Genomic DNA, 22,488 nt, shown 5'->3' with positions numbered 1-22,488 from the left:
ATCATAATGGTACGTCTGCTCGGCATTGATCCCGGCCTGCGATTTACAGGGTGGGGCGTGATTGATGTCGAGGGCAATCGGCTCCGGCATGTTGAAAATGGTGTTATTGCAACCAATAGCGCTGATAGCGTGCCAGACCGCTTAAAGGTGCTGCATGATAACCTGTTAATGCTGATAGACAGGTTGGCACCACAAGAATCTGCTGTTGAAGAAACTTACGTAAACCGTAATGGTTCGGCCACTCTTAAGCTGGGTTATGCGCGAGGCGTGGCGTTGCTTGTGCCCGCATTGGCTGGCGTGAGTGTGGCGGAATACGGTGCGCTTTCTGTTAAAAAATCGGTTGTTGGCACCGGATCAGCAGATAAAAAACAGGTGGAAATGATGGTGCGGCGGCTTTTGCCCGGAGCAGAAATTATCCGTGCAGATGCGTCGGATGCGCTGGCTGTTGCTATTTGCCACGCCCATCATCGTGCCAGTGCACGCCATATTGCAGCCGGGGTAAGAATGGCATGATTGCGTTTTTATGCGGATTGGTCATTCAGGTTGATCTGGGAAGCTGCGTTATAGACGTAAACGGTGTGGGCTATCTTGTTGCAGCCTCTACACGCACTTTGGCGGCTTTGCCGAACCCACCAGAAAAAGCCCGGCTTCTGATAGAAACCGTTGTGCGTGAAGATGCCATTCTTCTGTACGGTTTTATGGAAAGTGCAGAGCGTGAATGGTTCCGGCTGCTAACAAGCGTGCAGGGGGTAGGGGCAAAGGTTGCTCTTGGTATCCTTTCCACTCTGTCACCGGGAGAATTGGTGGCTGCGCTGATGACATCAGACAAAGCCAGTCTCACACGTGCGCCGGGTGTAGGCGGTAGGTTGGCAGAACGGATTCTGACAGAGCTGCGTGATAAAGCCGGCAAAATGCCCGGTGGTGGTGGCGGTATTACCATTCCGGCCATGGCAACACCTGCTGGCAGTATAGAAGCAGATGCGCTTATGGCGCTGGCTGGTTTGGGTTTCCGCCGGGCAGAAGCAGCGCCTGTGGTGCGGAAAGTCATGGATGCACATGGGGCGGCTGCCACACTGGATCTGGTGATTCGTGACAGCCTGAAAGACCTTGCCCGATGAGTGCGGAGTTTACGCCTGATCGGGAAATTGATGCGACACGGCGGGAGGAAGATGTTGGTGAATCCACACTTCGCCCGCAAACTCTGCATGATTTTACGGGCCAGAAGGCTAGCCGGGAAAACCTTTCCATCTTTATCAAGGCAGCCAAACAGCGTGGTGATGCCTTGGATCATGTTTTGCTGCATGGGCCACCGGGGTTGGGGAAAACAACCTTGGCCCAGATTGTTGCGCGCGAACTAGGTGTAGGTTTTCGGGCCACATCTGGCCCCGTTATCCAGCGTGCGGGTGATCTGGCAGCCATTCTTACCAATCTACAGCCGCGTGATGTGCTGTTTATTGATGAAATTCACCGCCTTCAGCCCGCCATTGAGGAAATTCTCTATCCTGCGATGGAAGATTTCCAGCTTGATCTGATCATTGGTGAAGGTCCTGCTGCACGGTCTGTTCGCATAGATCTGCCGCCGTTTACGCTTGTGGCTGCCACCACGAGGGCAGGGCTTTTGGCCACACCATTGCGGGACAGGTTTGGTATTCCCCTCCGGCTGGTTTTTTATACACCAGAAGAGCTGTGTAAAATTGTGGCCCGTGGTGCAGAAAAGCTGGATTTTGCCCTAACTCTAGGTGGCGCAATGGAAATTGCCCGGCGTTCCCGCGGCACACCCCGTATTGCCGGGCGGCTGTTGCGCCGGGTGCGGGATTTTGCATCTGTAACCGTGCCTGCCGGAGTGCCGGTAGAAGCAGAAGTGGCAGATGCTGCACTCAAGCGGCTAGAGGTGGATGCGCTTGGGCTGGATGCCATGGATAGGCGTTACCTGCGGCGGATTGCCGAATATCATCATGGCGGCCCGGTTGGGGTGGAAACGCTGGCGGCAGCTCTGGCCGAATCGCGCGATACATTGGAAGATGTGATTGAGCCTTACCTGATTCAGGAAGGTCTGGTTTTGCGTACCACGCGCGGTCGTGTTCTTGGTGAACGTGGCTGGCGGCATTTGGGGCTTACCCCTCCGGCTTCTGCTACCGGGGGCAACCAGCAGATGGATTTCCTTGCAGGCGAGGATGAGGGGGAAGAATGACCACCCACTCCATAGATTTTAGAATCTATTACGAAGATACAGATGCCGGCGGCATTGTGTACCACGCACGGTATCTGGCGTTTGCAGAACGTGCGCGTACCGAGGCGATTCGGAGCTTGGGTATGCCAGCATCAAGTTTGCAGGAAGAATATGGGCTTGTTTTTGTGGTGCGTGATGCCCGCCTTGCCTACAAAATGCCCCTGAAACTGGATGATATTGTAACTGTTACCACCCGTTTGATTGACCTGAGAGCAGCTAGCTGCCGCTTGGATCAGCTATGCACCCGCGGTGATGATATATGCGCTCAGGTTGAGGTTGGTCTGGCCTGCGTGAAAGTATCAGATGGGCGTCCTGCCCGATTTCCGCCGTTATGGCGTGATTTGTTGCAGAAATTGGCACCAAAGGGATGAAAGCGCCTCTTCTGCTTTTTTGAGTAACCAAGTAAGAAGCAGAAGCGTCGGGCAAAGCATGTGTCTCGACCGAGTCGGAGACAGATCGCCCGTAAGGGGTGCAGAGGCAGGAGGCATTATTGGATCGTGCGGTTGATGCGGCAAATCTCGGCGTAAGTGCGGCGGGAGATTTGTCAGTATGGGCGTTGTTCATGCACGCCTCGCTTGTTGTTAAAATTGTCATGCTGGGGCTGCTTATTTGCAGCGTAATGGTATGGGCAATTATTTTAGACAAGTTTGTCACATTGCGTCGTATCAATCGTGAAGCCACAGGGTTTGAAGATCGCTTCTGGTCTGGTGGCAGCCTTGATGATCTGTATGAAAGCGATGGCGCCAAGCCAACCAACCCGATGTCTGCCGTATTTGGTGCAGCCATGGGGGAATGGCGGCGTTCAGCCCGTATTCCCGGTGTGGATCTGGTGCGTGGCGGCGTTAAGGAACGTGTTGACCGCGCTATTGGCATTACCATCACGCGGGAAATGGATCGCCTGCGCCGCTGGGTGATCTTTCTGGCCACTGTTGCACCTGTTGCACCCTTTGTCGGCCTGTTTGGTACGGTGTGGGGGATCATGCATTCCTTCAGCTCCATTGCTGCTGAACACAACACAAACCTCAGCGTTGTGGCCCCCGGTATTTCCGAAGCTTTGTTTGCAACGGCCATTGGCCTGCTAACGGCTATTCCGGCTTATGTGGCGTATAACGTCATCAGCAACAGTATGGACCTTTTTCAGGATCGTCTGGAAGGTTTTGGCACCGAGTTTGCTGCCATTCTTTCTCGCCAGTCTGAAGAGAGGACCTGAGATATGGCAATGCCGTCGGGAGGAAGCGGACGCCGCCGCAGGCGTCCGATGGCCGAAATTAACGTCACTCCCATGGTGGACGTGATGTTGGTGCTGCTGATCATCTTTATGGTGACATCTCCAATGATGACCAGCGGCGTAAATGTTGATCTGCCCAAAACAGATGCGCGCCCGGTTAATTCAGACAGCAAGCCCATTACCGTTTCCATCAAGTCTGATGGCACGCTGTATCTGGGGGATAACCCCGTTACAGCAGATCAGCTTGTGGCCCAGTTGAAGGCTGCCTCCAACAATGATCCTTCCCACCGTATTTTTGTACGGGGTGATGCCCATATTGATTACGGGCAGGTCATGCAGGTTATGGGGCAGATTACGGAAGGCGGCTTTACGCATGTGGCTCTGCTGGCGCAGCAACCTGCCAGCAGTGGGCATTAAGCCATCCGATAGGGTGGAGAGGTACGAACAATGCCCATGGCAAGGCCACGCCGGTCTGATCAGATTATACTCCGGCGATCGCTTTATCTGTCAGGGGGCGCGCATGTCGCGCTCCTACTGGCACTGCTGATCACTCTTCCGCCGCCCAAGCCGCCGGAAGAGCCCCCACAGCCTACGATTGAAATGCAGTTCGAGCAGTCGGACGCACAAGAGGGTGGTCCTGCCGCCAAGGCAGAAAAGGCTGCGGCTGAACCCAAGCCGCCAGCCCCGGAAGAAAAGGAAGCTCCGCCTACGCCAGAGCCTCCGAAGGATGTGCCGAATGAGGAGGCCCCGCCGCCACCTCCGCCGCCACAGCCTGTTCCGCCGCCACCTGTGCCGGAATCTGAAAAGCTGCCAGATGTGCCTCTGCCCCCCAAGGCGGAAGAGCCTTCTCCTGAGGTTGTGAAAACACCGCCGTCTCCACCATCTCCGGTGCAGCCGACAAATAGTGTTGCGCCGCCTTCACCCATTACGCAGCCAACGGATACGCTGCCGGATGAGGCAGTTCCGTCTCATATCACGCAGCCAAACAAGGCGAAGAAAAGCCAGGCAGAGTCTCATTCCCTGCTGGAAACGTTAGATACGTTCCGGGCAGATCAGAAGCAGACGCATGCTCCCAAGGCACGTGCCAATCCGGTTGCTGGTGGCGCGCCTAAGGGTGGTGGTTCACCTGTTGGCAGTAACATTACGGGCAGCCTGAGCGCTGGGCAGCAAAAAGCTATCGGGGCTGCGGTAAGGCGCTGCTACACAGAAGATACTGCCGCCAAGGATTATGCCAGTTTTGTGGCGCATTTGGTGGTTACGGTAGATGGAACCGGTGAAGCCCGCATTGTGCAGTTTGCGCCAGAAACACAGGCCCGCATGAATGCGGATTCTTCGTATCGTGCGCTGGCTGAAAGAGCACGGGCTGCTGTTCTAAGTCCAACATGTGCCAAGCTGCCAATTCCCAAGGAACTGCTGGGGCAGCCACGGCAACTGAAATTTGTATTCAGGCCTTGAGCAGGCCTTAGGGAGGAAAACACATGGTGATGAGTACCCGCCCCCTTATTTCCGATCAGGAAGCCGATGTGCTGGCTGGCGCGCTGCGTCGGCGCAGCCTGCTGGGGGCCAGTGTGGCTGCTGGCGGTATTATGGCCATGCCTGTTGGTGCATTTGCGGCCGCCAGTGCCCCAGAAGCTGAAATTACGGTTGATCAGGCCCGCACGGCGCCTATTCCCATTATCATCCCCAATTTTGGTGGTGGCTTGGGCGAGAAAATTGCCGAAGTGCTGACGAACGACCTGAACAATACAGGCCTGTTCAAGGTTATGCCGGGCAGCACAACATCTGGCACGCCAGATTTTGCAACTTCCAAAAGCATGGGTGCGCACGCGCAGGTAACAGGTTCTGTTTCTGGCGGTGGGTCTTCTGTGCGGGTGGAAATGCGCCTGTGGGATGTGCTGAGCCATCAGCAAATTCAGGGCACGGCCTACACAACTTCAGCAGCAAACTGGCGGCGTATTGCCCATATTGTGGGCGACGTTATTTACGAGCGGATGCTGGGGGAAAAAGGGTATTTTGATACCCGCATTGCCTTTATCTCCCGTTCTGGCCCGCGTGGCCACCAGCGCACACGTCTGGCCGTTATGGATCAGGACGGTGCAAATGCCCGTATGCTGACAACAGGCAAGTGGCTGACCCTGACACCGCGCTTTAGCCCGGTGAAGGATCAGATTGCCTTCATGTCCTACGCCAACAACCGCCCACGCGTTTACCTGTTTGACCTGACCAGTGGCCGCCAGCAGATTCTGGGTGAGTTTGAAGGGATTTCCTTCGCACCGCGCTTCTCACCAGATGGGCGTTCTGTTGTGCTGTCAGTTACCCGCAACGGTGGATCTGATCTGTATATTGTGGATCTGGCATCTGGTTCTCGCCGTCAGATTACGTCTTCTGGTGCTATTGATACCAGCCCGTGCTTTAGCCCGGATGGATCTCAGATCGTCTTTAACTCGGATCGTGGTGGTAGCCCGCAAATTTACATCATGCCGGCTTCCGGTGGTGGTGCGCGCCGTATTTCGTACGGTCAGGGCACGTATGGGTCTCCAGTCTGGTCTCCTCGTGGGGATCTGATTGCGTTTACGCGTATTGCTGGCGGTATGTTCTCGCTTGGTGTTATGGCGCCGGACGGCACAGGTGAGCGAATCATGACACAGGGCTTTACGGTGGAAAGCCCGAGCTTCTGCCCTAATGGCCGCGTGTTGGCCTATTGCCGCCAGAGCCGTGCAGGTGCAGGTGGTGCAGGCTTTAACTCTACCATCGGAATGGTGGATATTACGGGCTTTAATGACCGTGTTCTGCCTACGCCAGAAGCTGCATCAGATCCGGCATGGTCTCCCTTAAACGGCTAAAAATTGGCTGTTTATGAAGAAAACCCCACATCACAAAAATGTGATGTGGGGTTTTTGCTGTCCATAATTTGGCCGCAATAAAGGCGGATACAGGCAATAAGCAGAACTGTGTCTTTTTCGTCTCACTAAGTGTATGGCAGGTATGAGATACAGAGATGCAACTTGACCCACAGAATAAGCTATGGCTTAGGGCAAGTTGGTCTCCAAAATTCGTCGGCTCTTCGAAGGGTTCGGAGAGGAGCAGAAGAAGACGCGGGGATACAAGGTTAGAACTCTTTTCTCCCGAATAGTTCCGCAAGGAACCAATTCTCAGGATCCGACACATGAGACTAAAAGTAGTTGCCGCGCTTGGTATGGTTGCCCTGCTGTCAGCCTGCGCCCACGATAATGCAAACACTGGTGCCTCCAACAGCGCTGCTTCCACGCAGCCGACCATTAGCGGCCCCGTTCCCGGCAGTGAAGCTGATCTAGTTGCAAACGTGGGTGACCGCGTTTTCTACGACCTGAACAAAAGCGGCCTGCGCGATGATGCCAAAGACACCCTGCAGAAGCAGGCTGACTGGCTGGCAAAATACCCGCAGGTTAACGTTGAAGTTGCAGGTAACTGCGATGACCGCGGCACAGAAGAATACAACATTGCTCTGGGCCAGCGCCGTGCCAATGCAGCGCGTGATTACCTGGTTGCCAAGGGCGTAGCTTCTTCCCGCATTTCCACCATCTCCTACGGTAAGGACCGTCCGACCGCCCTGGGTGATGATGAAGATGCATGGGCTCAGAACCGTAACGCCATTACCTCTGTTAAATAAGATTTCAGATTTTTCTGAAAGCTGACAGAGCAGAAACAGGCCGGGTGTTAAAGCCCGGCCTGTTTTGTATTGTAAACACTTGTCTTTCAGTAAAAGTGGTATGATGTTGCTGCCTATATGTTGTGGAAGGGTAAGAACCTGATGAAAGTCTGCTTCAAAGCATCGCGGCATGTCCGCACAGGGCTTGCGGCGTTGGCAATGGCAACCGCAATAAGCAGTGTGTGTGTGCCAGTTGCATGGGCGCGGGATACTGCAAATTCAGGCACGAATGATCTGATTGCCCAGTTGCTGGACCGTGTGAGCACATTGGAGCAGCAGCAGCGTGATATGCGCGGTGAAATCGATCAACTGACCAATGAACTGCAGCAAAAAACAGCAGCTCTTTCCAAGCAGATAGCAGATAACCAGTTTGCGGCACAGGCAAACGCTGGTGCAGCCGGGGCTTCTACAGCCGCCGCTGCTTCAACAGACACAACGCCTAAGGAAGCAGCAAAACCCACAACACCGGATGGGATGCTTGCCAGCGGCAAAGCTGCTTTGCAGAAGAAAGATTATGCAGAAGCGCAGTCTGATGCCGAATCAGCACTCAAGAATGCTAAAGGTGCTTTTAAGGTAGATGCACAGTTTCTGCTGGCGCAGTCTTTGGCTGGGCAAAAGCAGTATCGTCAGTCTGCCGTGGCCTATTATGATGCTTACCGTCAGGCTCCTAAAAGCGGGCGTGCGCCAGATGCGCTGTTGGGTGTTTCTGCGTCCCTGCTGGCATTGGGTGATAAAAAGGCATCATGTGAAGCACTTTCCAAGCTGAAAGCAGAATTTCCAACACCTTCCACCCGAGTTGCGCATGCGGCAGAAGTATATGCCAAACGGGGCAGCTGCGAATAACGGTTGGCGTGGTATCGGGAAAGGTGTCTGCTCCTGTATTATTTGGGCGTGATGTTTTTTCCGATCAGCCCGTTTCTCCTGCCTGTTTTGCACAATGTATGGCCCAGTTAGGGCCATTTTTTCCTGATCAATCAGATTATCCTCCTATTGCTATGGCTGTTTCTGGAGGCGGAGATAGCCTGTGCCTTGCGTGGCTGGCGTCTTTCTGGCGGAAAAACCTGCTGGCTTTGGTGGTAGATCACGGCTTGCGTCCAGAATCTGGGCAGGAAGCGCAGCAGACCATTGCGCGTTTGCGGGCAATGAATATTCCGGCGCAATTGCTGGTGCTTACAGACCTTAAAAAAGGTTCGGCCATGGCGCACAGAGCCAGAGAGGCCCGCTATGCACGTCTGATAGCCGCCTGTCAGGAATATGGGTGCACGGACCTTTTGCTGGGTCATCAGGCGGATGATCTGGCTGAAACAGTCTGGATGCGCCAAAATTCCAGCAGCGGGCCAGAAGGGCTGGCAGGTATGGGCTGGATAACTGTGCGGCCCGATATCCGGCTTATTCGCCCTTTGCTTGGATTTTCTCGAGCTGCATTGCGGAACACGTTACGGCAAGCGCATCTTGAATGGGTGGATGATCCTTCCAATCAGGACCAGCGGGCGGAGCGTGTGCGTTTGCGTTTTCTGCTGCAAGAAAACGATCAACGTGCGCATTTCTGGAAATTGGGCATGCAATCCGGCCAGCTTCGGATGCGCAAAGAGCGCGAACGCGCCGTACAGCTTGTCCAGCATGTTGTAATGTGCCCGGAAGGTTGGGCAGCCCTTGGGCCGGAATTGCCAGATGTTGATGTGCTTGCAGCCCTTATCCGCAGTATTGGTGGGGCTGAATATCCGCCTGCTCAATCTGCTGTGGTGCGCTTGAAAGATATGGCAACAGAAGCCACGTTAGCAGGCACACGGCTGATACGGCATGCACAGAAATGGGTGCTTATGCGCGAAGCAGCAGCAATGGCCCCCGCGCAGCAGGCAGAAAACGGCACCGTGTGGGATAACCGGTTTGTGTTATGCCTTCCTGCCTCGGTTTCAAAAGTAGGGCTGATGGTTGCTGCTGCCGGGTATGGGCTGGCGCGTAAAATTCGTAATGGGCAGCAGGCAAGGTTTTGTGCTGTGCTTCCTGCATTATGGCGCGCAGGTAAGCGTGTTGCTGTGCCGCACTTGGGCTGGGTGGCAGAAGATGAGCTCGATTTACTTGGGGCAGAGTTCATTTTCCGCCCGGCGGTTTCGGTTACCAGCAGCAGCGTGTATGGTGCAGTTGCACAAGATTCTTAAAATATGTGCAGCTCGCAGACTAGGAATACGCAGGTGGCCTCCCATTTAATAAAGGGAGAGGTTGCTTTTTTCTGCGGCAGCCGGTCAGATAAAGACTCTTCCGGCATTCTCGCACTAGGTATGGATATACGGGCAAGATGAACAATTTAGGCCGCAATCTGGCGCTGTGGGTCAGCATTATCCTGCTGCTGCTGTTGCTTGTGAACATGTTCCAGCCGGGGAGCACGCAGCACGCTGCACAGCAGCTGGCATATTCGGACTTTATTGCCGATGTGGATACAGGGCATGTTCGGTCTGTTGTGATGCAAAATCATAACATTTCCGGCACGCTGACTGATGGCACGGCATTTGAAACCTATGCGCCGCTTGATCCTTCCCTTGTGACCCGCATGGTGGGCAAAGGGGTAGAGGTTGTGGCCAAACCATTGGAGCAGGAAGGCAGCCCGCTGCTGCGTTACTTCCTTAATTCCTTGCCCATTATTCTGCTGGTGGCTGCATGGCTGTTCATGATGCGGCAGATGCAGGGTGCTGGTGGCCGGGCCATGGGCTTTGGCAAATCCCGCGCCAAGATGCTGACAGAAAAGCATGGTCGCGTCACGTTTGATGATGTGGCTGGGATTGATGAAGCCAAAGGGGAACTGCAGGAAATCGTGGATTTTCTGAAGGACCCACAGAAGTTCACGCGTTTGGGCGGCAAGATCCCCAAAGGCGTGCTGCTTGTTGGTCCTCCGGGCACAGGTAAAACATTGCTGGCACGTGCCATTGCTGGTGAAGCCAATGTGCCCTTCTTCACCATTTCTGGTTCCGACTTTGTTGAAATGTTTGTAGGTGTTGGCGCATCCCGTGTGCGTGATATGTTCGAGCAAGGCAAAAAAGCAGCGCCTTGCATTATCTTTATTGACGAAATTGATGCCGTTGGTCGCCATCGTGGTGCTGGCATGGGTGGCGGCAATGATGAACGCGAGCAGACCCTGAACCAGATGCTGGTTGAGATGGACGGTTTTGAAAGCAATGAAGGCGTGATCCTGATTGCTGCTACCAACCGCCCAGATGTGCTTGACCCGGCATTGCTGCGCCCTGGTCGGTTTGACCGTCAGGTTGTGGTGCCAAACCCGGATGTGTCTGGCCGCGAAAAAATCCTGCGTGTGCATATGCGCAAGGTACCGCTGGCATCTGATGTGGACCCACGTATTATTGCCCGTGGCACCCCCGGTTTCTCTGGTGCTGATCTTGCCAATTTGGTGAACGAAGCTGCGCTGTCTGCTGCACGTCTGGGGCGCCGCACCGTTTCTATGCGTGAATTTGAAGACGCAAAAGATAAGGTGCTGATGGGTGTTGAACGTCGCTCCCTCATTATGAGCGATGATGAAAAACGGCGCACCGCTTATCATGAAGCAGGGCATGCTATTACCGCCGTTCTGGTTCCTGAAAGTGAACCTATCCATAAGGCAACCATTGTTCCGCGTGGTCGCGCATTGGGTATGGTGATGCGTCTGCCAGAAGATGATCGCCTGTCCATGAGCAAGAAAAACGCATTCGCGCATCTTGTGGTGGCTATGGGTGGCCGTGTTGCAGAAGAGGTTATCTACGGTAAGGATAACGTCTGCAACGGCGCCATGGGTGACATTAAAATGGCAACCCGCGTGGCCCGTAGCATGGTGACTGAATGGGGTATGAGCGACAAGCTGGGCATGATTGCCTACGCGGATGATGACCAGAATGGTGGTTTCTTTGCTGGGGCTTCTCGCAATTTCTCGGAAGAAACAGCGCGTGAGATCGATGAAGAAGTTCGTCGTCTTGTAGACGAAGCCTATGTGCAGGCCCGGAACTATCTGCATGATCACATCGATGAACTACGCCGTCTGGCAGAAGCTCTGCTGGAATACGAAACCCTGAGTGGTGAAGAAATCCGCCAGATCATGCGTGGCCAGCCAATTGAACGTAAGGAAGAGGAAGAAAGCGACCCGGTTAACCGGCGTTCTTCTGTGCCTCAGGTTGGTGGGCCGGATGTTCAGGGTTCGGATAAACCGGAAAATGGAACCGGCGGACCAGCCCCAGTGCCTCAGCCAAGCTAACTTTCAAATAAAGATGTAAAGTGGAAAGAGGCGGCAGAAATGTCGCCTCTTTTCGTTTGGGAAGAGCTGATGAAATGACGTATGCGCGGCTGATTGAACCCTTGGGGCTTGTTTATGGCAGCATAGCGCAAGCAGCTATCAAGCAGGGTGATGCTTTACCTTTGTGTGGTGGTCCGGCGGCATTTACGTTTGTGCGTTTGATAGAAGGCTATCAAACAGCAGGTTTAATGCCTGTACAGAAAGTGCCGCAGGACTGGGCTCCGGAGCTTGAGCTGATAACGCGCTCTGTACCGCCAGTGGGTTTGTCTACAGGTGCCCAGATCATGGGTATCCTGAATATCACGCCAGATAGTTTTAGTGATGGTGGCGAACTGGCAAGTAGTGATCAGGCCCTTTTAAAAGCACATGGAATGGTGCGGGCTGGCGCAACCGTGCTGGATATTGGGGGAGAAAGCACACGCCCTGGTGCCGCCACAGTAACACCAGAAGAAGAATGGCAACGTGTTGGTCCGGTTCTTGCTGCCCTAAAGGCAGAACTGCCTAATGTGGCTATTTCTGTAGATACGCGGAACAGTTATGTCATGCAGCGTGCTTTGGCTGCTGGAGCGCATATTATCAACGATGTGACAGCCCTTGCATATGATGCTGCGGCTTTGCCGCTTCTGGCCTCACAAGATTGCGGTGTTGTGCTCATGCATATGCGCGGCACACCCCAAACTATGGCGCAGCATGCCGTGTATGAAGATGTGAGTGTAGACGTGGTGCGTGAACTCGCACAACGAATTGAGGTTGCCGTAAAAGGTGGCATTGCAAGACATCGGATTATGGTTGATCCGGGATTTGGTTTTGCAAAAAACTTTGAGCAGAATAAGGAGCTATTGCGGCATATTCTGCTACTGGCTAACTTGGGCTGTCGGGTTGTATTTGGCGTTTCTCGCAAGCGGATGATCGGCAACCTTACTGGTGAAACTACACCGCATTTGCGGGATGCAGGAACGCAGGCGGCATCCTTTCCTGCTATTGCATTAGGTAACCCGGTTTTGCGCGTGCATGATGTTACGGGCATGATGCAGGCTGTAAACGTGTGGCGGGAAATATATCAGATCTAAAAAAGTAAGTTTCCGGGCTGAACAAGGTTTCTTCCAGCCTGAAACCGTTTTAGGAAATAAAAGAAAACCGCAAGAAGGCAGTTCCGTTCTTTGTGCAGGATGGGCTTTTTCTGTCTGAGGCGGACAGAATGGAATGAGCAGAATGAAGCGTTTTTTCGGAACAGACGGTATTCGTGGCACCGCTAACGTTGCCCCAATGACGGTGGAAGTGGCCCAAAAACTCGGGCAGGCTGCCGGGTTGCATTTCAAGCGGGGGGATCATCGGCATAGCGTTCTGTTAGGAAAAGATACGCGACTTTCTGGATATATGATCGAAAGCGCCATGGTTTCGGGTTTTCTTTCTGCGGGTATGGATGTCACGTTGGTAGGCCCGTTGCCAACACCTGCCATTGCTATGCTGACACGTTCCCTCAGAGCAGATCTGGGCGTTATGATTTCTGCCTCTCATAACCCTTTTGGGGATAACGGCATTAAGCTGTTTGGCCCAGATGGTTTCAAGCTTTCTGATCAGGATGAAAGCGAAATTGAAGCTCTGATGGAGAAAGATCTTACGGCATATCTTGCAAAGCCAGAACATATCGGTCGGGCATCCCGGCTGAATGATGCTGCAGGTCGATATATAGAAAGTGCTAAAGCCTCATTTCCGCGCAAATTGCGGTTGGATGGCATGAAGATTGTTATTGATTGTGCCAATGGCTCTGCTTATCGGGTTGCACCCACAGCATTGTGGGAATTGGGTGCAGAAGTCATCCGAATAGGGTGTGAGCCTAACGGCGTAAATATTAATGAAAAATGTGGTTCAACACATCCCGAGGCTCTGTGTGCCGCTGTTGTAAAACATAAGGCGGATTTGGGCATTGCTCTGGATGGCGATGCAGACCGTGTGTTGATTGCAGATGAAACCGGCCGCCTGATTGATGGTGATCAGATTCTCGCTCTTATTGCGCAGTCTTGGGTGCGTGAAGGGCGCCTGATGGGTAATTCCGTTGTGGCAACCATTATGTCCAACATGGGATTGGAACGGTTTCTTGAAAATCTAGGCCTCAGCTTAGAACGTACGGCGGTGGGTGATCGCTATGTTGTAGAGCGCATGCTGGAACGGCAGGTTAACATTGGCGGTGAGCAATCCGGGCATATGGTGCTGACAGACTTTGCAACAACAGGGGATGGGCTGATTGCAGCTTTGCAGATCCTGGCAGTTTTGGTGCAGGATGGTCGTCCGGCTAGTGAAGTGTGCCAGCTATTTCAGCCGTTTCCCCAAAAGCTGAAAAATGTTCGATACAAGGGTGCATGTCCGCTTGATATGGCTGAAGTAAAAAGCCGCCAAGCTGAGGTAGAGCGTAAGCTTGCAGGGCGTGGTCGTTTGGTGCTGCGCAAAAGCGGTACAGAACCTTTGGTGCGCGTTATGGCGGAAGCAGAAGACGCAAATCTGGTTGATGAAGTTGTTGACCAGATGTGCGATGTGCTTGAGCAGGTAAAGGTTCCTGCGTAAAACAAATTCTAGGGAAAGGAATTTTTGAAATTCTTTTCCCTAGAATTCTCATTATGAGTTTTAGAGAATATTGAAATAATCACACTTTATTTTTTAGAGTAAAGATAAAGGATCCTCATGCTTGCGAGAGGCATGCCTGTTTGAGGTTGATTGCGATTTTTCAAGAGGTTTACTGAGAGCGGACATGGACTCGTATGCTTGAGATGCCTGAGGATCATTTAGAATGTAACCTCTGCCCCATACGGTGGAAATAAGATTTCCTGCCCCTGCGGCCTGAAGTTTTTTACGAAGTTTACAGATAAAAACATCTATAATTTTTATATCCGGTTCATCCCGCCCTCCATAAAGATGGTTGAGGAAGGTTTCCTTGGTTTGAGCAATGCCTTTGCGCAATACAAGGAGTTCAAGAATGGCAAATTCTTTTCCGGTCAGGTGCACAGGCTGATTATTGACTGTTACGGTATGACTGTTGAAGTTAACTGTAAGATCGCCAATCTGTGCAACAGGGTGGGCATAGCCGTGCACCCGCCGTAAAATAGCTTGTATGCGGGCTGTAAGTTCAGTCGCATCAAATGGATCCATGATATAATCGTCAGCGCCTGCGGCAAAAGCTTTGGTTTTTACTTCTGGGTTGTTAACTGGTGAGATAACAATAACTGGTGTTGCAAGTTTTAAAGATCGTAATGTGCTAAGAATCTCGTAGCCATGAATATCAGGCTGCTGCAAGTGTAGAATGGCAAGGCCATAATCATAGTTTCTGAGTAATTCTATAGCTTCCTGATCACACTGAGCTATATCCACCGAAAAAGAAGCTTTTGTTAATGCTGAAAATATGGTCCGACTAGAAGTGAAATCATTCTCTAAAAGTAAAATACGCATGGTGGAACCTCATTATGGTTCAGAGAATCAGAAATGCACCCTGTGGTTGCATTTTGTTGATACGTCTAAACCTATACGTGTTTTAAAAAGAAACAAACCATATTTCGTTCAGGGCTTCTCTTTAGCGCGTACCAAGTATGCGTTTTATGCATATCGAAACAAATATAATAATGAGGAAAGATTAAGGAAATTATAAAAAATGTTAGGTTTTTATTTGGAAGGTTTTAAGAAAGTTATTTATAAATAATGGGATATATGGAATATTTGTTTGTTATGCCTGTAATGCACATCTTTGTGATATCGGAGCGAGTGCAACAAAAAATCTCTCATGATTGTGATTTATAATACATGGTTGGGCAATGCATGGAGAAGGCTAAAATGGCCAGAGATATGATTCTGCAAGATGAAGACGCCACAATAAAACTGGCCACAAAACTGGCAGAATATGCGCGAGCAGGCGATGCCATTTTACTTTCTGGGCCGCTTGGGGCTGGGAAGAGCCTTTTTGCACGGGCTTTTTTGCGCGCATTTTGCCATGCGCCCAGTTTGGAGGTGCCAAGCCCTACCTACACCTTAGTGCAATCCTACGAAGCTCCTTCATGCACCGTATCTCATTTTGACTTATGGCGGTTGGGTGGTCCCGATGAACTGGAAGAGCTTGGATGGGATGAAGCCCGAGAGGGCGTGGTGCTTGTTGAATGGCCTCAAAAACTGGAAGATCTGTTGCCAGAAGATGCCTTGAATCTCGAAATACATGTTCTGGCAGATGGGCAACGCCAAGCCAGGTTATCGGGGTGGGGTGAAAGATTGAAAAAGGCAGATTTGGCAGGCTACGGGGCTGGCATATGAAACTTGCAACAATTCCCGCGCATCTTCCTTTTCTGGACCAGCTTGCCTTACGTTGGATTGAAGCTGCACATCATAATGTAGAAGCTATAGGTGAGGGCATTATTGTATTGCCCGGTAGGCGTGCCGCACGTGCATTAACAGAAGCCTTTTTGCGCCATATGGATGGGCAGAGTGTATTGCTGCCCCGTATTGTACCTATTGGTGCGTTGGATGAAGCGGAACTTGGGTTATCTGCCGGCATAGGTGGCGAACTGGCGTTGGATCTGCCTCCCGCTGTCGCTGGAATGACAAGGCTGGCTGTGTTGGCCCGGCTGGTTTTGCAGGCAGATAAAGCATTTGGCACGCGGCCAACGTTAGATCAGGCATGGCCTCTGGCAAAAGCTCTGGCAGATTTAATGGATGAGGCAGAGTGGTCTGGCGTTAATCTGGCAGAACGTTTGCCAGAAGCTGTGCAGGAAAATTTTGCTGAACATTGGCAAATTATTTTAAGATTTCTCGAAATTGTGACACAAGCATGGCCTGAATGGCTCAAGGAAAATGGGGTGATAAACCCTGTGGCCAGACAGGTGGCATTGCTTGAGGCACAGGCCAATTTATGGCGTAAACTTGCGCAACAGGGTGAGATTACACCTATATGGGCTGCAGGGTTTACACACGTTATGCAGCCTACAGTAAAAGTGTTGCAGGCCGTTCTGGAGTGTCCCGCAGGCAAGATTATATTGCCTGGCTTGGATATGATGATGGCAGAAGAGACTTTTTTTTCCTTGCCAGATAGTCACCCTCAGGCTGGACTGAGTTCTTTACTAAAAAATTTAGAAATCACACGAGATAAGATTGAAGTTTGGGAAGGTGAAGGTACGGGATCTGAGCGTGCATCTACTCTTGCACGTGTTCTTCTTCCGGCCGAAGCTTTGGGTGATTGGTCTCATTCAGGTGGGGCTGAATTAGAAAATGTTTACAGACTAGATGCCGCTGATCAGCAGGAAGAAGCTGTTGCAATCAGTATGATCATGCGTGAGGCTATTGAAAAACCTGCGCATCGTGTGGCTCTTGTAACACCCGATCGTGTGTTGGCTGCACGTGTCGCCACAGAGCTGGCGCGATGGGGTGTACTGGCGGATGATAGTGCAGGTTCATCCTTGGTGGATACACCAGCGGCTGTTCTGTTGCGTCTTGTTGCGCAAATGGTAGATAGCAAGTTTTCGCCCGTATCTCTTTTAAGTGTTTTAAAACATCCTTTGGTTGCATGTGGTTTTGCAGCAGGTGTCTGCCGCGCAACAGCGCGCCTTTTGGAGCGTGCTATATTACGGGGGCCGGCGCCTCCTCCTGGTTTTGCCGCTTTATGTCAGGTTGTGAAAAGTGCTTTAGAAAACCCGAATGAAAGGGAAAAAGCCAAGCTAGAAGGAGGCGTTACAGCTGATCGCCCTTTTGGTCCGGTTGCATTGTCTGTTTTCATGGAGCGTCTGGAATTTTGTCTGGAGCCGGTTCTTGGATGGGAACTGGATGCGGCAGAAGCAGGTATGCAGATAGCGCAAGATTTAGAACAGCATTGTGCCCCTGTACCAGATTTGCTGGCAGCATTAATCGCCACAGTAGAGCGCTTGGTTGCTACTGATGAAGAAAGTGCATCAGAACGTTTGTGGCGTGGTGAGGAAGGCAATCTGCTTGCCAGCCAATTAACAGAATTAATGTTGGCATCAGAGGTTTTGCCGCCTCAACCTCCTGTTGTTTTAGATGGTTTGTTAACAGCGGTTCTGGCTCCTGAACGCGTTGCTATGCGCCGAGGTGGAGATCCAAAATCTTTACATCCACGTGTTCTTATCTGGGGTTTGTTTGAATCGCGCCTGCAAACGGCAGAAACAGTTATTTTGGGTGGCCTTTCCGAAGGAGTATGGCCGCCCGTAGTGGATGCTGGCCCGTGGATGAGTCGCCCTATGCGGCAAAGAATGGGGCTTCCATCTCCAGAGCAAGCTGTCGGACAGGCGGCACATGATTTTTTTGCAAGCGCAGCTGCCGCAGGTACAGTTATTCTTTCCAGCGCACGACGCAGAGAAGGAGCGCCTGTTGTGCCGACCAGATGGCTTACACGGCTGGATGCTTTCTTGGCTGGCCGTAAGGGGCATATTCCTAATCACCCAGCTTTGCTTTGGTTGAATAAGTTGGATCAGCCAGTAGGGCCAGCAATACCTGTTGCACCGCCGCTGCCTATGCCACCCGTTGCACTGCGGCCTCGTCGTTTAAGTGTGACAGAAATAGAAACCTGGATAAGAGATCCATACGCTATTTACGCAAAACACATTTTACGTCTTGAAGTTTTGCCTGAGTTGGAAGAAGCCGCAGATGCATCCGATTACGGGATGATTGTGCATAAAGCGTTAGAGCGTTGGGTGAAAGCATATGGTGTGACATGGCCTGATAATGCAGAAAAGAAATTATGCGATTTATTTTCTGCAAGTTTACAGGAACATGTTTTGCGTCCAGCATTGCGTGCATGGTGGGCTCCTAGGTTAACGCGTATTGCTCAGTGGGTCGTGCAGGCTGAAGAAAAGCGGCGGAATGAACACGGTGTGCCACGCGCTATTCTTACAGAAATTCGTGGGCGTGTAAGCATTATGGATGCCCCGGGCGGTAAGTTTGACATTGTTGGCCGAGCAGATCGTATAGAATTAAATGCTGACGGGCACGTGATTGTGCAGGATTACAAAACTGGCACGTTACCATCTGCCAAAGATGTTTTGGCCGGTTGGAGCCCGCAGCTACCGCTTGAGGCTGCTATGATTATTCGGGGTGGTTTTAAGGAAGTTCCTGAACATTCAAGAGAAATATCAGATCTTATTTATTGGCGTCTAACTGGTGGTGCAGAGCCGGGAGAAGAGGTGGTTGTCAAAACCCGTGAAGCACTCAGCCTTACAGACCTGGCCGAACAAACTTGGGAAAATTTGCTATTGCGGATAGCAGCATACGATCAACCAGATCAGCCTTACCTTTCTCACCCTCATCCGGGTAGAGAACCACGCTTTGCCGATTATGCACGTCTGGCACGTGTGCCCGAGTGGAATTCGGCCCGCAAGGAGGATGAGGAATGAGCATATCTGCACAGAAAGCTTTACAAAAAGCTATTTCTCAGGCCAATGCGCAACAGGCCCTGGCATCGGATCCTTCAGCATCAGTTTTTGTTTCTGCTTCTGCGGGAAGCGGTAAAACCAAACTGCTTATTGATCGCCTCTTGCGCCTGATGTTGCCGCGTTTGGCAGAAGATGGTTCTATCCTGCCCGGAAGTTCTCCTGCCCGTATTTTGTGTCTGACTTTTACCAAGGCGGCCGCAGCAGAAATGTCTATTCGTCTGCAAAAGCGCCTTGGCCGTTGGGTAACATTATCAGATAAAGAATTAGATGAAGAACTAGCCGGGTTGTACGTTCCCTGCACAGAGGAAACGCGGCGTCGTGCACGGGCATTATTTGCAGAAGTGCTTGATCTTCCAGGGGGTATGCGTATTGGAACAATCCATGCGTTTTGCCAATCTCTGTTGCGGCGTTTTCCTCTTGAAGCTTCCATGAATCCACACTTTACGGTTATGGAAGAAACAGATGCCTCCTTGGCTTTGCAGGCGTGTGTAGAAGCTATTTTAGGTCAGCAACAAGAAGGTGTTATCTCTCCCTTGTCTGGTCAGATATCTTTGGGAGATTTTATTTTTATTTCAGGTGTTTTGAGAAAAGATGAAAGATCATCTTCCTTGTTGAAAATCGTTGTGAAGGATTCCGATAAGGCTGAAGCTATATTATGCCAGATACTAGGGTTGTCACCTGATATACTACATGAAAACACTTCTGAATTTCTTGAAAAAACATGCACGAATTTTCCAGAAGAACAGAATTTAAGAGAGGGGTTTCAGATTCTTTCTAAGGAGGGATCCGAAGCAATAAAAAGGAATGCTTTTTCTCTTTTGGATTGGCTATCCCTGCCTGCATCAGAACGTGCAGCGCAATGGTCTGTGTGGCGCAATGGTTTTCTTACAAAAGAGGGAAAACTACGCTCTGTTGGTTTGATTTCTAAAAAACTTTCTGAAAAATACTCTGATATTTCACTCTATATTCAAAAAGAATCTGAACGTATTTCCAAGGTAGAGGAACAGCTGCGCGCTCGAAAACTGGCTGAAATGGGAAGCGCATTGCTTAAGATGGCAGCGGCTGTTTCTAGCCTCTATACAACGCAAAAAGCGCGTCATGGTCAAATTGAGTATGATGATCTTATTCAACGTGCATTAGGGCTTTTTCGAGAACCCGGTGCTGCATGGGTGATGTATAAGCTGGATGGCGGCATAGACCATTTGTTGCTGGATGAGGTGCAGGATACCTCTCCTGAGCAATGGCGTATTGCAGGTGATCTGACAGAAGAATTTTTTGCAGGCCTTGGTGGGCGGAGTGAAGATGAGCGGCCTCGGACTATTTTTGCCGTAGGGGATTATAAGCAGTCCATTTACGGATTTCAGGGGGCAGATCCTGATTCTTTTCGGGAATGGCGTCAGAAGTTCAAAAAGCGTGTTCAGGATGCACATTTATTATGGCGTGAGCCTGAACTCACGGTTTCTTTCAGATCAACTGCACCAGTTCTTAAACTTGTTGATGCTGTTTTTGCAGATCCAGAGGCAGCTAAAGGGGTTGTGGAAGAACCCGGTCAAATTATGGAACATATTACTGCGCGTCCCGGCGAAGGTGGGCGTGTAGAATTATGGCCGTTGGTTGAGGCCGAAAAGGAAGAAGACGTTATTAGCCCGTGGGAGCCAGCGCAAGGAAATGCAACGCGGCAGAGCCCACGCCAGAAATTGGCAGATGCTGTAGCGGGGTATATTTTCAGGCAGTTAAATCAAAAACCCTTATCTGGACAAAAGCCTTTAACGCCGGGTGATGTTTTGGTTCTTGTGCCACGTCGTTCACCATTTGTCGGAATGCTCGTTCGTGCCTTGAAAGGCCATAACATTCCTGTAGTTACGCTTGTGCGTACAGGGTTGGCCGAGCATCTGGCTGTGCAGGACATGCTTTCTTTGTGCGCAGCACTCCTGTTGCCACAAGATGATTTAACATTGGCTTGTGTGCTTACATCTCCGCTAGGTGGTGTGTCGGATAACAGCTTGATGGCTTTGGCTGCTGGGCGTGAAAAAGGAGAACCGTTGTGGTCAGCACTCCGAGAGCGTCATGCAGAGCAGTCAGATTGGAAACAGGCTTGGAATTTTTTGAATGGTTTGTTCAGGCAGGTAGATTATTTAACGCCCTATGAGTTTCTTTCTGCTGCATTGGGGCCGGGGGGTGCACGTGCACGGTTTCTTGCCCGATTGGGGCCAGAAGCAGCGGAACCAATTGATGAACTACTTTCTGCAGCAATAAGGTATCAGGATCAGCATCCACCTTCTTTGCAGGGGTTTCTGCATTGGATGCGTCATTCTGAGGAAACCGTGAAGCGGGAAGCTGAAGCTGGCGGAGATTCTGTAAGAATCATGACAGCTCATGGTTCTAAAGGGTTACAGGCCGGTCTGGTCATTTTGCCAGATACAGTTGGTCTCCCACGTTTTGAGGAAAGATTGTTTTGGGCGCATGATAAAAAACAAAATATAGATGTGCCTTTGTATGTGCCGCGTAATGCTTTGTCTGTTGGCTTAACGCGTAGCTTAAAAGACGTGATGCGTAGCCGTGTGGTAGAGGAATATAATCGCCTGCTGTACGTAGCGCTTACACGTGCGGCAGATCGGCTGGTTGTTTGTGGCTGGAAACCGGGACGCAATGTGCCAGCAGAAAGTTGGTACGAAAGATGCCGAATTGGTTTTGAAAAAGCAGGTGCGACAGAAATAGACTTTCAGGAAGGTGGATGGTCTGGCTCCATGCTGCTTCTGGAAGAAACGCCACAAGAAGAAGCCAACCCCAAAAAATCTGTCCCGACTTCTGTTGAGCAGAGCGAGGATACAGCCTTGCTACCGCAATGGATGGGAACTGCTCCGTTGTGGAAACCTACTTTGCCAGAAGCTGAAAGCCCGCTGGCGCGCCCGTTGGCACCAAGTAAACCAGATGATGCCATGTTGGGGCCGTTACCCCCTGTACGTTCGCCGTTGGACATTGCTGCCGTAACGCCAGCTAAAGCACGTGAGGCAGCTTTTCGGCGTGGTAATCTGGTACATTCTTTGTTGCAGTTTTTGCCTGCCTGTTCGGCAGAGCAGCAACCTGCCATGGCGCATCAGTGGTTGGCGCGGCCAGCAAGTGGTTTGTCATCACATGAAGCTGCCGAACTTGCACAACAGGTTATTGCAGTTTTGCGGCTGCCTGAACTGGTAGATCTGTTTGATCCGTCTGCACGGGCGGAACAGCGTTTGGCCGGTGTGGCGGGCGGGCAAGTTATTGTGGGGCAGGTTGACCGTTTACGTGTGCTGCCCAACAAAGTGTTGGTGTGTGATTTTAAAACCGGCCGCCATGCCCCCCGTAGGGTGCAGGATACACCTGTTCTATACCTCCGGCAGATGGCAGCTTATCGTGCCCTTCTGCAAGGCATATGGCCCGATCGGCCCGTAGTTTGTGTTTTGGTCTGGACAGAAATGCCACGTGCAGATGTTCTGCCAGATGCGTTGCTGGATAAGTATGCGCCCGGCATTTTGCCTGCGGCTGTATCTTGACCGCAGCAAGCGCAACCTTAAGTGTTAGGAAGAGTTGGGTAGAAAGCCGTTTCAGCTTGTTGCCCTGTATTGGTAAAGGCAGTTCACGGCATGCAGGCGCGTGCCGGAGAGTTTAAGGAACCAG

Annotated in this window: 18 protein-coding genes; 17 read left to right on the top strand and 1 reads right to left on the bottom strand. The window is 51.5% G+C overall.

What is annotated here, in order from left to right:
- Positions 1 to 6 precede the first annotated feature (6 nt).
- From ruvC to glmM, 14 genes are all read left to right on the top strand, one after another.
- Positions 7 to 513: a crossover junction endodeoxyribonuclease RuvC gene (ruvC, locus tag APA10_RS00310; protein WP_003623340.1), complete on the top strand. Its 507-nt coding sequence runs from the start codon at positions 7 to 9 to the stop codon at positions 511 to 513.
- Entirely contained in the window at positions 510 to 1,118 is a 609-nt protein-coding gene (gene ruvA / locus APA10_RS00305; RefSeq protein ID WP_003623341.1) for a Holliday junction branch migration protein RuvA, read from the top strand. The genes ruvC and ruvA overlap by 4 nt, the downstream gene beginning before the upstream one ends.
- On the top strand, positions 1,115 to 2,191 hold the full coding sequence (ruvB, locus tag APA10_RS00300; protein WP_003629651.1) for a Holliday junction branch migration DNA helicase RuvB: 1,077 nt from the start codon (positions 1,115 to 1,117) through the stop codon (positions 2,189 to 2,191). Before ruvA ends, ruvB begins: the two co-directional genes overlap by 4 nt.
- Positions 2,188 to 2,601 carry a tol-pal system-associated acyl-CoA thioesterase gene (gene ybgC, locus APA10_RS00295; RefSeq protein WP_003623343.1) on the top strand — a complete coding sequence of 138 codons (414 nt, stop codon included), beginning with the start codon at positions 2,188 to 2,190 and terminating at the stop codon, positions 2,599 to 2,601. Before ruvB ends, ybgC begins: the two co-directional genes overlap by 4 nt.
- A gap of 98 nt (positions 2,602 to 2,699) precedes the next feature.
- A complete protein-coding gene (gene tolQ / locus APA10_RS00290; RefSeq protein WP_003623344.1) occupies positions 2,700 to 3,440 on the top strand; it encodes a protein TolQ in 741 nt (246 codons plus the stop codon).
- 3 nt (positions 3,441 to 3,443) lie between these two features.
- A complete protein-coding gene (tolR, locus tag APA10_RS00285; protein WP_006115643.1) occupies positions 3,444 to 3,875 on the top strand; it encodes a protein TolR in 432 nt (143 codons plus the stop codon).
- Between the two features lie 30 nt (positions 3,876 to 3,905).
- Positions 3,906 to 4,913, top strand: coding sequence for an energy transducer TonB (locus APA10_RS00280; RefSeq protein WP_080587097.1), 1,008 nt, complete (start codon positions 3,906 to 3,908; stop codon positions 4,911 to 4,913).
- Positions 4,914 to 4,936: 23 nt separating this feature from the next.
- Positions 4,937 to 6,301: a Tol-Pal system beta propeller repeat protein TolB gene (gene tolB, locus APA10_RS00275; protein WP_003623347.1), complete on the top strand. Its 1,365-nt coding sequence runs from the start codon at positions 4,937 to 4,939 to the stop codon at positions 6,299 to 6,301.
- 323 nt (positions 6,302 to 6,624) lie between these two features.
- Positions 6,625 to 7,107 carry a peptidoglycan-associated lipoprotein Pal gene (pal, locus tag APA10_RS00270; protein WP_014457603.1) on the top strand — a complete coding sequence of 161 codons (483 nt, stop codon included), beginning with the start codon at positions 6,625 to 6,627 and terminating at the stop codon, positions 7,105 to 7,107.
- A 117-nt stretch (positions 7,108 to 7,224) separates the two neighbouring features.
- Positions 7,225 to 7,989 carry a tol-pal system YbgF family protein gene (locus APA10_RS00265; protein WP_003629655.1) on the top strand — a complete coding sequence of 255 codons (765 nt, stop codon included), beginning with the start codon at positions 7,225 to 7,227 and terminating at the stop codon, positions 7,987 to 7,989.
- An 8-nt stretch (positions 7,990 to 7,997) separates the two neighbouring features.
- Entirely contained in the window at positions 7,998 to 9,305 is a 1,308-nt protein-coding gene (gene tilS / locus APA10_RS00260) for a tRNA lysidine(34) synthetase TilS (RefSeq protein WP_050923482.1), read from the top strand.
- A 137-nt stretch (positions 9,306 to 9,442) separates the two neighbouring features.
- Entirely contained in the window at positions 9,443 to 11,380 is a 1,938-nt protein-coding gene (gene ftsH / locus APA10_RS00255; protein WP_003629659.1) for an ATP-dependent zinc metalloprotease FtsH, read from the top strand.
- Positions 11,381 to 11,454: 74 nt separating this feature from the next.
- Positions 11,455 to 12,489 (top strand): dihydropteroate synthase, encoded by a 1,035-nt coding sequence (gene folP, locus APA10_RS00250; RefSeq protein ID WP_003629661.1) that lies wholly within the window; start codon positions 11,455 to 11,457, stop codon positions 12,487 to 12,489.
- Positions 12,490 to 12,622: 133 nt separating this feature from the next.
- The gene (gene glmM / locus APA10_RS00245; RefSeq protein WP_035365827.1) at positions 12,623 to 13,981 is read left to right on the top strand and encodes a phosphoglucosamine mutase; all 1,359 of its coding nucleotides are present in this window, start codon (positions 12,623 to 12,625) and stop codon (positions 13,979 to 13,981) included.
- Between the two features lie 93 nt (positions 13,982 to 14,074).
- Here the strand turns inward: glmM and APA10_RS00240 are convergent, their stop codons facing one another.
- Positions 14,075 to 14,860: a response regulator transcription factor gene (locus tag APA10_RS00240; RefSeq protein ID WP_035365828.1), complete on the bottom strand. Its 786-nt coding sequence runs from the start codon at positions 14,858 to 14,860 to the stop codon at positions 14,075 to 14,077.
- A gap of 348 nt (positions 14,861 to 15,208) precedes the next feature.
- On the opposite strand from APA10_RS00240, the gene tsaE reads away from it, so the two are divergent.
- Genes tsaE through addA form a run of 3 tightly spaced genes read left to right on the top strand, consistent with a single transcriptional unit; the run spans position 15,209 to position 22,364 of the window.
- Positions 15,209 to 15,709, top strand: a complete 501-nt coding sequence (tsaE, locus tag APA10_RS00235; protein ID WP_050923485.1) for a tRNA (adenosine(37)-N6)-threonylcarbamoyltransferase complex ATPase subunit type 1 TsaE — start codon at positions 15,209 to 15,211, stop codon at positions 15,707 to 15,709.
- Positions 15,706 to 18,795 (top strand): double-strand break repair protein AddB, encoded by a 3,090-nt coding sequence (gene addB, locus APA10_RS00230; protein WP_003629665.1) that lies wholly within the window; start codon positions 15,706 to 15,708, stop codon positions 18,793 to 18,795. Before tsaE ends, addB begins: the two co-directional genes overlap by 4 nt.
- Positions 18,792 to 22,364, top strand: coding sequence for a double-strand break repair helicase AddA (gene addA / locus APA10_RS00225; protein WP_003629666.1), 3,573 nt, complete (start codon positions 18,792 to 18,794; stop codon positions 22,362 to 22,364). Before addB ends, addA begins: the two co-directional genes overlap by 4 nt.
- The last annotated feature ends 124 nt before the right edge of the window (positions 22,365 to 22,488 follow it).

This window comes from Acetobacter pasteurianus subsp. pasteurianus LMG 1262 = NBRC 106471, from assembly GCF_000285275.1.
In the GTDB taxonomy this organism is placed as follows: Bacteria; Pseudomonadota; Alphaproteobacteria; order Acetobacterales; family Acetobacteraceae; genus Acetobacter; species Acetobacter pasteurianus.
The sequence above is the reverse complement of the archived record's forward strand: the minus strand, read 5'-3'. Positions and strand labels throughout refer to the sequence as shown.

Excerpts from the sequence above, each read along its gene's own strand:
- APA10_RS00265 (WP_003629655.1), top strand. The coding sequence starts at position 7,225 with ATGTTGTGGAAGGGTAAGAACCTGATGAAAGTCTGCTTCAAAGCATCG.
- glmM (WP_035365827.1), top strand. The coding sequence starts at position 12,623 with ATGAGCAGAATGAAGCGTTTTTTCGGAACAGACGGTATTCGTGGCACC.
- tolB (WP_003623347.1), top strand. The coding sequence starts at position 4,937 with ATGGTGATGAGTACCCGCCCCCTTATTTCCGATCAGGAAGCCGATGTG.
- ftsH (WP_003629659.1), top strand. The coding sequence starts at position 9,443 with ATGAACAATTTAGGCCGCAATCTGGCGCTGTGGGTCAGCATTATCCTG.
- folP (WP_003629661.1), top strand. The coding sequence starts at position 11,455 with ATGACGTATGCGCGGCTGATTGAACCCTTGGGGCTTGTTTATGGCAGC.
- ruvC (WP_003623340.1), top strand. The coding sequence starts at position 7 with ATGGTACGTCTGCTCGGCATTGATCCCGGCCTGCGATTTACAGGGTGG.
- ybgC (WP_003623343.1), top strand. The coding sequence starts at position 2,188 with ATGACCACCCACTCCATAGATTTTAGAATCTATTACGAAGATACAGAT.
- ruvA (WP_003623341.1), top strand. The coding sequence starts at position 510 with ATGATTGCGTTTTTATGCGGATTGGTCATTCAGGTTGATCTGGGAAGC.
- ruvB (WP_003629651.1), top strand. The coding sequence starts at position 1,115 with ATGAGTGCGGAGTTTACGCCTGATCGGGAAATTGATGCGACACGGCGG.
- APA10_RS00240 (WP_035365828.1), bottom strand. The coding sequence starts at position 14,860 with ATGCGTATTTTACTTTTAGAGAATGATTTCACTTCTAGTCGGACCATA.
- APA10_RS00280 (WP_080587097.1), top strand. The coding sequence starts at position 3,906 with ATGCCCATGGCAAGGCCACGCCGGTCTGATCAGATTATACTCCGGCGA.
- addB (WP_003629665.1), top strand. The coding sequence starts at position 15,706 with ATGAAACTTGCAACAATTCCCGCGCATCTTCCTTTTCTGGACCAGCTT.
- tolR (WP_006115643.1), top strand. The coding sequence starts at position 3,444 with ATGGCAATGCCGTCGGGAGGAAGCGGACGCCGCCGCAGGCGTCCGATG.
- pal (WP_014457603.1), top strand. The coding sequence starts at position 6,625 with ATGAGACTAAAAGTAGTTGCCGCGCTTGGTATGGTTGCCCTGCTGTCA.
- tsaE (WP_050923485.1), top strand. The coding sequence starts at position 15,209 with ATGGTTGGGCAATGCATGGAGAAGGCTAAAATGGCCAGAGATATGATT.
- addA (WP_003629666.1), top strand. The coding sequence starts at position 18,792 with ATGAGCATATCTGCACAGAAAGCTTTACAAAAAGCTATTTCTCAGGCC.